This window comes from Flavobacterium adiutor (assembly GCF_048282555.1).
In the GTDB taxonomy this organism is placed as follows: Bacteria; Bacteroidota; Bacteroidia; order Flavobacteriales; family Flavobacteriaceae; genus Flavobacterium.
Genome location: NZ_CP182487.1, coordinates 605,621 through 619,921 on the forward strand (window position 1 = coordinate 605,621; position 14,301 = coordinate 619,921).

The 14,301-nt window shown below is 35.1% G+C and carries 11 protein-coding genes and 1 pseudogene; 11 read left to right on the top strand and 1 reads right to left on the bottom strand.

What is annotated here, in order from left to right; all coding sequences use genetic code 11:
* The 8 genes from ACNC7R_RS02585 to ACNC7R_RS02620 all read left to right on the top strand — a co-directional run bounded on the left by ACNC7R_RS02585 (position 1) and on the right by ACNC7R_RS02620 (position 7,817).
* On the top strand, positions 1-1,065 hold the full coding sequence (locus ACNC7R_RS02585) for a Gfo/Idh/MocA family protein (protein ID WP_417939453.1): 1,065 nt from the start codon (positions 1-3) through the stop codon (positions 1,063-1,065).
* On the top strand, positions 1,062-2,642 hold the full coding sequence (locus ACNC7R_RS02590) for a sodium:solute symporter (protein ID WP_417939454.1): 1,581 nt from the start codon (positions 1,062-1,064) through the stop codon (positions 2,640-2,642). Before ACNC7R_RS02585 ends, ACNC7R_RS02590 begins: the two co-directional genes overlap by 4 nt.
* Positions 2,643-2,863: 221 nt before the next feature.
* The gene (locus tag ACNC7R_RS02595; RefSeq protein ID WP_417939455.1) at positions 2,864-3,205 is read left to right on the top strand and encodes a type II toxin-antitoxin system HigB family toxin; all 342 of its coding nucleotides are present in this window, start codon (positions 2,864-2,866) and stop codon (positions 3,203-3,205) included.
* The gene (locus ACNC7R_RS02600; RefSeq protein ID WP_417939456.1) at positions 3,202-3,762 is read left to right on the top strand and encodes a transcriptional regulator; all 561 of its coding nucleotides are present in this window, start codon (positions 3,202-3,204) and stop codon (positions 3,760-3,762) included. Before ACNC7R_RS02595 ends, ACNC7R_RS02600 begins: the two co-directional genes overlap by 4 nt.
* 281 nt (positions 3,763-4,043) lie before the next feature.
* Positions 4,044-4,598 carry a hypothetical protein gene (locus ACNC7R_RS02605; RefSeq protein ID WP_417939457.1) on the top strand — a complete coding sequence of 185 codons (555 nt, stop codon included), beginning with the start codon at positions 4,044-4,046 and terminating at the stop codon, positions 4,596-4,598.
* 221 nt (positions 4,599-4,819) lie between these two features.
* The gene (locus ACNC7R_RS02610) at positions 4,820-5,125 is read left to right on the top strand and encodes a hypothetical protein (protein ID WP_417939458.1); all 306 of its coding nucleotides are present in this window, start codon (positions 4,820-4,822) and stop codon (positions 5,123-5,125) included.
* 260 nt (positions 5,126-5,385) lie between these two features.
* A complete protein-coding gene (locus tag ACNC7R_RS02615) occupies positions 5,386-6,900 on the top strand; it encodes a right-handed parallel beta-helix repeat-containing protein (protein WP_417939459.1) in 1,515 nt (504 codons plus the stop codon).
* A 50-nt stretch (positions 6,901-6,950) separates the two neighbouring features.
* The gene (locus tag ACNC7R_RS02620) at positions 6,951-7,817 is read left to right on the top strand and encodes a hypothetical protein (protein WP_417939460.1); all 867 of its coding nucleotides are present in this window, start codon (positions 6,951-6,953) and stop codon (positions 7,815-7,817) included.
* 285 nt (positions 7,818-8,102) lie between these two features.
* Here ACNC7R_RS02620 and ACNC7R_RS02625 read toward each other — a convergent pair.
* A pseudogene (locus tag ACNC7R_RS02625) lies at positions 8,103-8,600 on the bottom strand (MFS transporter); the annotation flags it as partial.
* Between the two features lie 254 nt (positions 8,601-8,854).
* On the opposite strand from ACNC7R_RS02625, the gene ACNC7R_RS02630 reads away from it, so the two are divergent.
* The 3 genes from ACNC7R_RS02630 (at position 8,855) to ACNC7R_RS02640 (ending at position 14,158) form a co-directional block, all read left to right on the top strand.
* The gene (locus ACNC7R_RS02630) at positions 8,855-11,038 is read left to right on the top strand and encodes an alpha-rhamnosidase (RefSeq protein WP_417939461.1); all 2,184 of its coding nucleotides are present in this window, start codon (positions 8,855-8,857) and stop codon (positions 11,036-11,038) included.
* A 225-nt stretch (positions 11,039-11,263) separates the two neighbouring features.
* Positions 11,264-12,889: a hypothetical protein gene (locus tag ACNC7R_RS02635; RefSeq protein ID WP_417939462.1), complete on the top strand. Its 1,626-nt coding sequence runs from the start codon at positions 11,264-11,266 to the stop codon at positions 12,887-12,889.
* A gap of 144 nt (positions 12,890-13,033) precedes the next feature.
* Entirely contained in the window at positions 13,034-14,158 is a 1,125-nt protein-coding gene (locus tag ACNC7R_RS02640; RefSeq protein ID WP_417939463.1) for a glycosylase, read from the top strand.
* The last annotated feature ends 143 nt before the right edge of the window (positions 14,159-14,301 follow it).

The following is a 14,301-nucleotide window of genomic DNA, read 5'->3' on the forward strand; positions in this document are numbered from 1 at the left end:
ATGTTAAAAATAGCTATTCTGGGACTTGGAGAAGGACGAAGCACCATGTCGGCCGCTTTAGAAAGTTCAAAATTAGAACTTGTAAAAGTATGTGACAGAAACGAAGAAATCTGCAAGCAAAGAGCCAAAGAATTCGATTTTCATTCGTACACAACCAATTACGACGATTTATTAAACGATGATTCTATTGATATCATCGCGATTTATACACCCGATCATTTGCACGCGCAACATGTGAAGCAGGCTTTGCTACACGGGAAACATGTCGTTTGTACAAAACCGTTTATCGATGATCTTTCGGATGCGAAGGAATTATTAGAACTGAGCAAAAGCACAGGAAAAAAAGTATTTATCGGACAAAGTTCACGTTTCTTTGAACCGGCAAAAAGACAAAGAGCCGATTATGAAGCCGGATTAATAGGTGATTTAATTACAATCGAAGCGCAATATCACGCAGACCACAGATGGTTTTTGAAAAAAGAATGGTCATTATTGCAGTCTTTCAAATGGCTGTACGGAGGTTTGAGCCATCCTGTAGATTTCATTCGTTGGTATCTTCCAAATATTCAGGAAGTAATGGGGTATGGAATGATCAGCAGTAACGGAGCTGTTGCAGGCTTAAAAAACGAAGATACGATGCATTTTATTTTCAAAGCTACAGATGGAAGAATTGCCAGAGTAAGCGGAGTCTATACTTCGCCAACACAGCCAGCTCAAAGAGACAGTGGAATGAGCACAATTTTAAGAGCAACAGAAGGTGCGAGTCAGGCCGATTATCACGAATTACGTTATGCTGTTACAGATAAAACCGGTGAAGAGAAAGTAATCACCTGGGGCGACAGCACTATAAAATATTATTTCCGTTTTGAAGGGCAGAGTCATCACGGCGGTGAATATCAAAATTACTTGGAATATTTTGTGGATAGTATCGAGCAGAATTTTGAAGCCTATCCAAATATGGAAGAAGGCATTGGAACCGTGGCATTATTACAGGCAATGGACAAATCATTACAAACCGGAATGCCAGTAAAAATTGCTGATGTTCTTAACGAATACGGGCTATGAACAGCATCTACGATAAGTTAACGGCCTTAGATTTTATGATTGTCGCTGTCTATCTGGTGACCTTATTGGTCATTGGTTATGTGGTGAGCGTGAAGCAGAGTAAAAAGAACGAAACGCTTTTTATGGCGGGAAATTCCCTGAACTGGTACAACATCGGATTCAATATGTGGGGTACCAATGTGGGACCATCGTCGTTATTGGCTTTTGCGAGTATTGGTTATGCAACCGGAATTGTAGCCGGAAATTTCGAATGGTATGCCTTTGTGTTTTTATTGCTTTTAGCGATCGTTTTTGCACCAAGATATATTGCGAGTAAAGTCAGCACCATGCCCGAATATATGGGGAAACGCTATGGTGACAGTACTCAGACAATTTTGGCTTGGTATGCTATGGTAAAAATTTTGGTAAGCTGGCTGTCACTGGGATTGTTCAGCGGAGGAATTTTGGTACGCCAGATCTTGGGAATTCCGATGTGGCAGAGTGTGACCGTTTTAGTGATTTTCTCGGGAATTTTTACTTATGCCGGAGGATTGAAAGCCATTGCCAAAGTGAATGTTTTTCAGATGATTTTATTGATTGTCGTTTCGCTTACCTTATCGTATTTAGGATTACAGAAAGTAGGCGGCATCGAAGCTTTGATTGCTAAAACACCTTCTAATTTCTGGAATTTGGTTCAGCCTGCAAACGATGCCCATTATCCTTGGCCTGCTATTTTATTAGGATATCCTGTGGCGGCAGTTGCATTTTTCTGTACCGACCAGTCGATGGTGCAGAGTGTTTTGGGAGCCAAAAATCTGGAACAGGGACAATTGGGAGTCAACTTCATCGGCTGGCTGAAAGTACTGGCTTTGCCGCTGTTTATTTTGCCGGGAATCCTGTGTTCGGTTTTGTTTCCTGAATTGGGAAAAAACTCGGATTTGGCTTATATGACCATGGTGACGAATTTATTCCCAAGCGGGATGAACGGTTTGGTAATTTGTGTTATGATTGCCGTTTTGGTAGGAACTATTGGTTCCTCATTGAATGCCTTAAGCACCGTTTTTACGAATGATATTTATGTAAAGAAAATGAATCCGACAGCTTCTATAAAAGAACAGATCAAAATTGGAAGATTGACAATTGGGGCAGGTTGTGTGTTTGCGATCCTGATTGCCATTGCGATTGACAATATCAAAGGGCAGAATTTATTCAACATCTTTCAGGCGGTTCTGGGATTTTTGGCGCCATCGTTATCTGTGGTATTTTTGTTGAGTGTTTTCTGGAAACGCACTACAAAAAAAGCCGTAAATGCTACTTTGTCCTGGGGATCAGCCTTCAGTTTATTCGTAGGAGTTTTGTATTTATGGATTTTTCCTGCCGATAAATACCCGGTTTGGCCACACTTTTTATTAATTTCATTTTACATTTTTGCTGTGCTTTTAATTGCGGCAGTGATTATTTCATTAACCGATAAAAATCCGGAAGTTAATTTTTCAGATGAAACGGATATTCCTAAAACTAGTAAAAAGGTGAAGCTTTTGTTTGGGTTGTTGGGGTTGGTGATTTTGGTTTTGTATTTGGTTTTTAATGGGAATTAAAATAGTTTCTTAAATATATAATTACAAGAACGCTTTCTTTTTTAAGGGAGCGTTTTTTATGCTTTGATGCAAAAAAAAGTAAGTAAATATTTATAATTATATTAAAAAATAGTTAGGTTTGTCGTTATGGAAATGTTTGAAACTATTTCCTGATATAAAAATCGAACAAACAAAAGTTCGGTTTATATCAGAACTTTATTTATATTTGCAAAGTCATTAGTATGAGGATTATAGGGAAAAAGACAATCTTAAAGATCAAAAAGAAAAACATAGGCAATAAAAAGCTATGTATTGAAATCGATAAGTTAATCACAGATTTAGAAAAGTTTAATCCTAACGAAGAAAATATCAATGACATTAGAAATGATGCAGACTGTGTTCATAATGACGGATTTTATTTTTTTGATATTCACGTTCACAGAACACTTATATTAATTGAGTTTGATGAGGACGGTGAAGCTACAATTGTTTGGGCCGGAACGCATCAGGAATATGAATCGACTTTTAAAAATACAAAATCGACTATTGAAAAATGGTTGAGAAAAAACGGCTATATAGAATGAAAACACATTTTGACATAGAGCAACTAATAGAAAAAGGCGTAATCACAAACGAATTGGATTATGAAAGAGCGCTTATTGCCGACAGGAAATTGAGACTTCTGGCAAAGGAAGATTTCAACTTTAAAAAGCTAAGAACTAAACTGCGTGACATAATTGAAAAATATGAAAATGCAGAATGGAGTGATGTTGACCAAATTGATGATGCCAAACTTTTAGAAAGTGACAAAGCAGAACAGATTGCCGATCTAGAAAGAGTATTTCTGGAAAACAGAAAACAAGCCATCAGAAAAAAACTCAAAGAATTGGAATTGACTCAGGAAAATCTGGGTTCTATTTTGGGGCATAAAAGCAAGACGCACATGTCGGAGCTGATGAATGGTATTAAACCTTTTACTTTACGAGATTTAATTATTATTAATCGACTGTTGAAAATTGAAATAGCTGTATTGATTCCTGTATTTCTTTCTAAAGAAGATCAAATTAAGGTAAAGGAAGCTGTCATAAAACTTGGGAAACCGAAAGTGAAATTAGCAAGCGATGATTTGGTTTTAGGTTGATAAATGTGTGAAGATATTATTTGGAGTATTGAGTTTGGTTATTTTGAGTCTTATTTTTAATGGGGGTTAAATAGAGTTTAAACGCATAATTTCAAGAGCGCTTTCTTTTTAAGAAAGCGTTTTTTATACTCGGATGATTGGTAAGTTTGAGTTGAAAATGATAAGAAATCCATTATATTTGGAGAAATTTAAAAGGAAAAAACTTCGTAGAACTTTATTATTAGTCGAAATTTCGATAATCGTTTTGCCTATAAAAAAATTAGTATAAATAATTTATGAATATGACAGACATAGTAACGTTTTTCAAAGAAAATATAACAATCGTCATTAGTTTTATTACTGTTATAATTGTGTATAAAACATATATAATAAATAGAAGGAAGCATAAATTTGATAGGATAGAATTTGAAAATAAAAAAGCGAAATTTTCATTGTATCTTGAAAATTTTTTTAGAACTAACGTAAAAGAAGAGAAAACTAAAAATTTAATTTTTGATATTAAGATCACTAATTTTTCTTCAACAAAAAATTCATTTGCTGGATTTTTAGAATTGGAATATTTAAATTCTTCAAATGAAAAGATCAAAATTCAATTAGATCATCAACCAAAACTATTCGATAAGGAATTTCATGAAAATTTAACAAAATTTCCTAAAGACATAAGAATAGATGAGAAAGAAATAAAATCAGGATGGTTAATTTTTAATTATCCAGAAAATCTACACAATACTAAAATTGAAAATTATAAGATTATTGTAAAAGATGGATCTAATAATTCAGCGCATGTTAATTGCAATTTAATAAAAGATATAATCTATGGAAATAAAGAAAACTAAGTGTCCAAATTATTCAATTCAAGAAAATGGTTTGATTGGCAGTTCTATATTGGGAGAAGGTCGAATGATTCCAGCAGTAGTCCTAAATTGTAAACATAATTCAACTTTGTCAGATTTAATTAACATCCACTTAAACACAGATTCAGGAGATGTTACTGTTCAATGGGGTTCACCATTAAATATCTTTTTAAGAAACAAAATCTGGACGCTTAACAAAACCAATGGAATTCGAGTTTAATATAGAATTTGAAATTGAAAAACATTATTCGATTGTAGATGCAATTTTTCAATCTAGAGGATTGTACATAGGTTACGGTGTTATTGGCGACAAAGTTTCTAAAGTAACTGATGAATTAATTTTGATTGAAGTTGTTGATACTAAAATTGATAAAAAATGGAATGATAAATTATTTGACATATTAAAAAAGCGTTTTAGGAAAAATGGAGCAAACAAAAAAGAACTAAAGAAGGAAGTAAATTTACATATAAAAAAAATGAGAGAAATTTTAACAACAAGAGTACAATAATATTGTCTTTCATGACAAGCTTTTTTATAATGAAAATTTGTATTTATTAGATTATCATTTTTAAAGATAATTTATTAACCTAAAGTTTTCTTTTTTCATAAACCTAAAACGCTTAAGAGCGACAGAAACACAAAAAAAGCCACTTTACAATCTCCCCCAATTTTCAAATCAATTTCAATTTCCTCAAAACCATTGAATTAATTCAATATTTTTATAAAAAACCATAAGTACCTTGTGCTGTTCAAACTAACACAAAACTTATGAAAAAAATCTACTATTTCATGCTGTCCCTTTTAGTATCGGGATCAGTTTCAGCAGCAACTTATTATGTAACACCAACCGGAAGTGCTACTAATTCGGGTTCGAGTTTTACTAACGCTATGAATTTTAAAACAGCTGTGGGCAAAGCTGTTGCCGGAGATGTTATTTTATTACAAGCCGGAACGTATACTATTGCGTATACTGCCGGTGCAAAAAACACTATTTCGTTTACAAAATCAGGAACTTCTTCAAGTCCTATTAAGGTAGAATGTGTAAACAACGGAAGAGCCGTAATAGATTTTTCGTTTCCGGATCAGGAATGGGTACAGGATTCGTATGGTTTTAGCATTACAGGGTCTTATTGGAGTTTTAAAGGAATCGCTATTACAAGAGCAGGTTATCAGGGTGCGTATGTAACAGGTTCTAATACTACTTTTGAAAATTGTGCTTTTTACAACAATCGAAATACCGGTCTCGAAATTAACAAAGGAGGTTCGAATACCACGGTAAAAAACTGCGATGCGTACAGAAATTATGATCCCAAAAAGAAGGGAAGCATGGCTGATGGTTTTGGTCCAAAACAAGAACAGGGACCCGGAAATAAATTCATCAACTGCCGTGCCTGGGAAAATTCAGATGACGGATACGATTGTTTTGACAGTACCCAAAAAGTAACTTTCGAAAACTGCTGGGCGATCAGAAACGGTGTAGATATATGGAATTACGGAGGCTTTACCGGAAACGGAAATGGTTTTAAAGTAGGAGGTAATTCTGTTCCGGCTGACAATGTACTGACCAAATGTGTTGCAATAGGACATCCCAAAAAAGGATTCGATCAGAACAACAATACCGGAAGCATAACAGTATACAATTGTACAGGATACGGAAACAACATCAACTTTGGTTTTGGAAATCCGGTGCAATCGGGAAAGAAACATATTTTCAAAAATAATATTTCATTATCCGGAACTATATCTATTTCAAATGCTACGGAGCAAAATAACTCATGGAATTTAAGTGTCACTGTAAGCACTGCCGATTTTACAAGTACCAGTACTTCACTTGCCATCGGAGCCCGCCAGTCAAATGGTGATCTTCCAACTAACTTGCCTTTCAAATTAGTTCAGGGAAGCGATTTAATTGACAAAGGAACCAATGTTGGTCTTTCTTACTCAGGCAGTAATCCTGATTTAGGTTATTCCGAAAGTAACTTTACAACCGCTAAAAAAATAAATACGGATCTAAATGTGGAAACAATAGAAAGTACTGACTCTGATTTCATATTTAATTATTATCCAAATCCGGTAAAAAACATCCTTACGATAGAGTTAGATAATGAAATGGCAGAAGGAGCTATAATTCAGTTGTTTGATTTGTCTGGTAAATTGATTGTTACTAAAACTGTGGATGTACAGACGCAAAACTTAGATTTAGAAAATCTTTCATCAGGAGCTTATATTTTGACTTTAACAACTAATGGAAATAAAATTAGTAAACGCATTATTAAAGATTAGACATCTGTAAATTTTTACTATTTTCACTTTAAAAATTAAATAAGAAAAATATGTCGAATTATAAAGTGTTAATTGTACTAATTTTTTCTGTAATTGTTACTAATCATATATACTCGCAATCAGGAAAAGTTATTATTGTACCGATTAAAAATGCTGACAATGGTGTTGACTTTACCTATACAAAAGCAGCAGCAGGCAGTTATATTGTGAATTTTAATTTCGGGAAGTTGCAAAATACAGAAGTGAGTGGTACAAAGTTTAATGCAACTGCAGATTCAGGATTGCTTTTTACGTTAAAGCCAATCAATAAAAATAAAAAAATTGATTTTTCGTACAGCTATTCTGCAACACAGGGATATTTAAATCCGACTGTAAATCCGGATATAACTTATTCGCTTCCTTTTAAAGAAGGAAAAGTTGTGAAAATTTATGCTATCACCAGAAATGATGTGAGCCCGGAAAGGTGGAAAAGTTATCTTGTGTATTCAAAAAGTCAGGACACTATTTACAGCATGAGAAAAGGGACTGTTGTTTTTATTGGAGATTTTTCGGAGTCTAATTACGACGAAATAACTAAAAAGGTAACGACTATACAAAGGAAACGAGTTGTTATAGAACATGCGGATGGAACTTTTGCTAATTATTCGGGACTTAATGAAAAAGCAATTTGGGTGGCGCCAGGTCAAAAAGTTGATTCGCAAATTGAACTGGGTTTGATGGACACAGCCGACAATGACTGGTTTAAATTTGTTTTCAACGTTTATTATCATGAACAGGACGAAAAAAACAAAAATAATTTCAGAGGCACTGAAGTTGCTTTTAGTCCCAATTTTCTAACTCAAAAAGGAATCGGAAAATTATTAGACAAAAGGGAATATGTCGTGACTTATAATGACAGTATCAGGCTTCAGGAATAATAAAAAACACATAGCTTCAAAAGGCTATGTGTTTTTTGATTAAATGAAATGCTGAAATTTGCGAGATTAAAAATTAAGCTTTTTTCGAGGTAAAGTTTTTTATAAGTTGCCTCCAGTTTTAACTGGAGGAATTCAGCAAGTATAGAAAAAGGCTTTAGCCAAATCAGTTACAATTCGGCTAAAGCCTTTAGCTTTGTGATTATTTTCTCATCCAGCTGAGCTGGACGCAATTCAACTTAAAAAAGAAAACCTTTATGTCTTCGCGACTTTTGCGAGATTAAAAAATTAGGCCTTTTTTCTCCCTTCAATATTCGGCAAAAATCCGGTAATAATACCAATCAACGGCAGGAAGGCACAAATTTTAAAAACATATTCGATACTGGTGGCATCAGCAATTTTTCCTAAAACCGCAGAACCTAACCCGCCTATTCCAAAAGCAAACCCGAAGAAAAGACCAGCTACAAGACCCACTTTTCCCGGCAGTAATTCGGTAGCGTAAACTAAAATGGCAGAGAACGCAGATGAAAGTATCAGGCCAATAATTACAGATAAAGTTCCAACCCAGAATAGAGAAACGTAAGGTAATAAAAGCGTAAAAGGCGCAACACCCAGTATAGAAACCCAGATTACATATTTTCTTCCAAAGCGATCACCAATTGGTCCGCCAATCAAAGTTCCGGCAGCAACAACTCCAGAGAACAAGAATAAATACACTTGTGACTGCTGAATAGAAATGTGGAATTTATCAATCAAAAAGAACGTATAATAACTTGTAATTATAAAATGGCTAAAATGAAAATCATAAATTGCGCTATTATACATTCTTTCTTCATCTCATATATAGTTTTATTTGTTGCAATTTCTGTTTTTAAGTTTTACTTTATGAGGTTTTATTTTTTTAGTGTAACAGCTGTTTCTAATTGTGTTTTAAAATTCTTTCAAAAACATAGAAATTTGTTAATTTCAGGATGGTACAGGACAGTGCAGGTTATGAAATGTAAAAGAAACACTTATCTTTAAACCCAAAATATCTTTTTATGCGAAATCGATTTCTAAATTTCAAAAAATTATTTGTTTTTATTATTTTATTTTCCTCCGCTCTTGTATTTGCTCAGGAAAATAAGCCTGCGACATGGATTTGGTATCCAGGTGATTTTGAAGTTTGGTTGAGCAATAAAATGCAGGTGAGACGTACAGAACGAGAAGCCGTATTTCCACCACTTTGGCAATATTACAGTCCTTATGCTCTAGTCACTTTTCAAACAGAAGTAGATATTCCAAAACCAGACGAGGTGAAAATCTACTCAGAAGGACCTTTTCAATTACTTTTAGATGGCGTTCAGATTTATGGACAGCCAAAATCAATAACAGTTCCTGCCGGAAAACACAAAATTTCTTTTAAAGTTTACAATCAGGAAGTATTGCCGTCTATTTATATTTCTGGTCAATATGTTAAATCTGATGCATCCTGGAAAGTAACCAACGAAGATAAACTTTGGATTGATGAAACCGGAAAAGCACAGCAATCTGGTACGCCTTGGGTTTCTGTTGGTTCCTGGAATTTTGATTCGCCAGAAAATAAACCTTCTGATTTTAAACTAACAACAAAACCTTTAAGTGCAAAGAAAACCGAAAAAATAGGAGCAGGTCAGTTGGTAGATTTTGGTAAAGAAACTTTTGGCTATATTAAAATTCACGGCTTAAAAGGTAAAGGCAAACTTGCACTTTATTATGGAGAATCTCGAGAAGAAGCACTGGATTCTGCTAAATGTGAAACATTAGATCATTTATCTTTTGACGGAAAACAATCTGAAACGTATACGCACGATGGCTCGAAAGCATTCCGTTATGTTCAGGTACAAGCAGATGCAGGAGTAAAATACGATTCGATTACGATGTTGTATGAATATCTGCCATTAGATTATCGTGGCGCATTCAAATCTTCGGATGAACAATTGAATAAAATCTGGGACGTGTCGGCTTATACGATGCATTTAACGTCTCGCGAATTTTTTATAGACGGAATTAAACGCGACCGTTGGGTTTGGTCGGGTGATGCGTATCAAAGTTATTTAATGAATTATTATTTGTTCTTTGATTCGGCTTCTGTAGAACGAACATTGTTAGCACTTCGTGGAAAAGATCCTGTAACAGCTCATGTTAATATCATAATGGATTATTCGCTCTATTGGTTTGTAGGTGTTTACGATTACTATTTGCACACGGGCGATACGAAATTCATCAAAACGTTTTATCCAAGAATGAAATCACTTATGGATTTCTGTTTAGAAAGAAGAAACAAAAACGGATTCCTCGAACCATTAGAAGGCGACTGGGTTTTTATTGACTGGGCAGATGGATTGCCAAAAACGGGCGAGGTTAGTTTTGAGCAAATGCTTTTAGCGAGAAGCCTTGAAGCGATGGCGGTAAGTGCAGAAATAGCTGGTAAAACCGAAGACCAAAAGCAATATCAAAAATTGGGTGATGACTTAAAAACCAAATTATTTGATGTGTTTTGGGATAAAAAAGAAAACGTCATGAAACACCAGCGTATCGATGGCAAAATGCAAAATATTGTAACCAGATATGCTAATATGTTTGGTATTTTCTTTAATTATTTTAATGAAGAACAAAAGCAAAGCGTAAAAAATAAAGTGTTGCTGAATAAAGATGTTCTTCAAATTACAACTCCATATATGCGTTTTTATGAGTTGGAAGCGCTATGTGCGATGGGAGAACAGAATTATGTTTTAAAAGAAATGAAAGAGTATTGGGGCGGAATGCTAAATGAAGGCGCAACCTCTTTCTGGGAAGAATACAATCCCAACAAAAAAGGAACGGAACATTTAACGATGTATGGTCGCCCTTACGGAAAAAGCCTTTGTCACGCCTGGGGCGCAAGTCCGATTTATTTATTAGGAAAATATTATTTGGGTGTAAAACCAACCGCTCCGGGTTATGCTCAATATGAAATCAAACCCAATTTAGGAGGTTTACAATGGATGGAAGGAAAAGTGCCAACACCAAACGGAGAAGTGGCCGTGTATTGCAGTACCAAAGAAATCAAAGTAAAAGCAGGTGAAGGTGAAGGAAAATTGATTTTTGAGAGTGCCAGCAAACCCAAAACGAATTCAGGAACCATTACAGAATTAGCAAAAAATAAATATCAATTGATTGTGAAACCAAATGTGGAGTATAAAGTGAATTATAAGGCTTTGTGAGTTTTTAGTGATTAGTCCTTAGTCCTTAGTGATTAGTCGTTAAGTTTTAAACGTCTAGTTTGTCATTGCGAGGAACGATGCAACCTCACTATGATTGCGCAAAGCTTGATATAGAAATATGATTGCTTCGTTCCTCGCAATGACGCAAAATCAGAACAAAAAAATAAAAAACCAATGTTTTCAAAAAATAAAAAATACAATATCAAAGTAAAAACTGCTTTCCTAATGCTATTAACCGTCTGCATCCAAGCCACAGCACAAAACACCGCATGGAAACCAGCATCATTTGAAATTGTAAAATCAAATTACAAAACATTCAAAACGACACAATACACTCATGTATTTTCAGGAAGCAAACACAATATTGTTCGTTTAGCTCCAGAATTACAAGGTTTAACTGGAATTGAACTTCCTTTAGATCAATATAAAAAAGGAACTAATGCTCCATTACAATTAAAATTCAAAGAAAATGTTACGGTTTTAATTGGTGTTTTTAAGGAAAATAATTCAGAATATCTTCAAGCTGATAAACTTCAAAATGCGAAGTTAGTTTTAGAAAATGGTGCCACTATAACGGGATTGTCTTCAGTAAATATTTATGCAGTTTCTTTATCAAAAGGAACTCAAACATTAAATTTCGGAAAAGGATTATTTGCCATTTTAGGAGTTGTAAAAAAATCTGAAAATCTACAATCAAGAAATGCCAATTTTCCAGACGGAAAACTTTGGAATCCAACTTTTATCGTTGAAGGGTTTTCAGATGAAAAACCACTTTTTGAAATTATCGGCGGAGAAAACCAACCAGTCATTGATGAAGGAATGTCGGGTACAGAAGGAATTCAGGGAGGTTTTGAAGGCGGACGTGTGGTAAAAGTCGGTGATACGTATCATATGTTTCCAACTGAGAGAGCTGGTGAAAAAGGCGTTGATTATTATTACGATCGTGTAAAAACCAAAATAGGACATTGGACAAGTAAAGACGCCATTCATTGGAAAAGAGAATCAACCATTTATCAAGCCAGCGGAACGTATGCCGTTACCGAAGATGATAATCCGATGAATGATCGCCGTGCCGCAATTTGGTCGTATATGCCAATTTTCAACGAAAAAGCAAACAAATGGTATGGCTATTATTTAGCTTATACGGTTAGCAAAGAAATAGAACCAAATCATTCATTCGGAAGAATCTGGCGATGCGAATCGACTGTAGAAGGAATCAACGGAATTGGCGGACCTTATAAAGATATGGGAATCATTATGGAACCAGGACTAGATTCTCAGCCTTGGGAAGGACGTCAAGGAGTCGCTTCATTTTTTCCGTATCAGGTGGGCGACAAATATTTCGGATTTTATAGCGGTGCGTATCCGTTTAATTCATGGGCAGATTATCCAAAGAAATCAGGAAAAGGCTGGTTCGTAGCTTTAGCCGAATCCAAAAGTTTAGAAGGACCTTGGTTAAGAATGAACAAAGGTCTGGAACCCATTAAAACCATTCATCCGATTTTTGTTGAAAATCCCATCGTAAGTCAATTACCAAATGGTCTATACATCGCAATTTTTGATGGTGGGCCAGACGGTTGGGGGCATCATTTACCAAATATGATTGGATATTCATTGTCTGCAGACGGCGTTAATTGGGCAGAAGCACATTATTTACCAATCGAAACTAAAGTAGATAAATGGTGGGATATTATGAGAACGCCATTATGTTTAATCCCAGAAGGAAATGACGTTTATACAATAGTGTATAATGCAATCGACTTAAAGAGAAGATTTCATCCAACCGGAATGGTAAAAGTAAAATTGAACAAAGATGTGATGGATTTGCGTTTAAAGGAATTGAAGAAATAATTTCACGCAGATTTTGCAGATTTTAGTTGATTGACGCAGATAAAAATCAATTAATAATCTGCCAAATCTGCGTGAAACAAAAAATAAAAAAACTTAGTCCCGATAGCTATCGAGATAGCGCCTAAAAGGCAAAAAAACATAAAAATGAAAATTAAATACCTAATTCTAACCATTTCAGCACTTGCGATAACAAGCTGCGCCACGAAATACAAGAAAAGAGAAATTACCGAAAGTGTAATGCAGGAGATTTATGAGGAAATTAAAACACCTTATAAATACGGTTTGGTGATGGTTCCTACCGACAACTCATACAAAATGGATTGCCCGAGTGTATTTAGAAAAGACGGAAAATGGTATATGACGTATTTAATTTACAACGGAAGAGGTTACGAAACTTGGTTGGCGGAAAGCGAGAATCTTTTAGACTGGAAACATCTTGGAAAAGTGATGTCGTTCTCAGAAAATGAAAAACACTGGGATGTTAACCAAAAAGCAGGATATATTTCACTTCAAGACCTAACTTGGGGCGGAAGTTACGAATGGGAAAAATACGATGACAAATACTGGATGAGTTATTTTGGTGGAGACAGCAAAGGTTATGAAGCAGGAGTCTTGTCAATCGGAATGGCATATACCAAAGAAACGCCGACAAAACCACACGAATTTCAAAGATTAGAAAATCCGGTTTTAACGCCAAAAGACAAAGACGTCAGATGGTGGGATAATAGTACGATGTATAAAAACAGTGTCATTCGTGATAAGGATAAAGTAACAGGACACAATTTTATTATGTATTACAATGCCCGTGGCGATAGTATAAATCCTGCAAAAGGTGCCGAACGTATTGCGATGGCAGTATCAAATGATATGAAAGAATGGAAGCGTTATGGCGATAAACCCTTAATCAATCATCATAAAGGAATTTCGGGAGATGCCTATATTCAGCGAATTAATGAGACTTGGGTGATGTTTTATTTTGGAGCTTTTTGGACAGGCTGGAATCAGGGTGCATTTAATCGTTTTGCCGTTTCGAATGATTTAGTGAACTGGACAGAATGGAAAGGTGACGATTTAATCAAATCATCTGAACCTTATGATGATAAGTTTGCACACAAATCATTTGTGGTAAAATACAACGGCGTGGTATATCATTTTTATTGTGCTGTGAACAAAGCCGATCAACGTGGAATAGCCGTGGCAACGTCAAAAGATATCGGTAAAAGCCCATTGTATTTTGTGGCTCCGCCGGAGAAGGTTAGAAAGAATTAAATAGCAAGTTTTAGACCTAACAAGTTTTAAAACCTGTTGGGGCTTATAATCATAAAAGGTAAAAAAGACAAAGTTTGTCAATTTCGACCAGGGAGATAAATCACATTTCTACTCACGTTATGTCACTCCCAGTCACTCAGAAT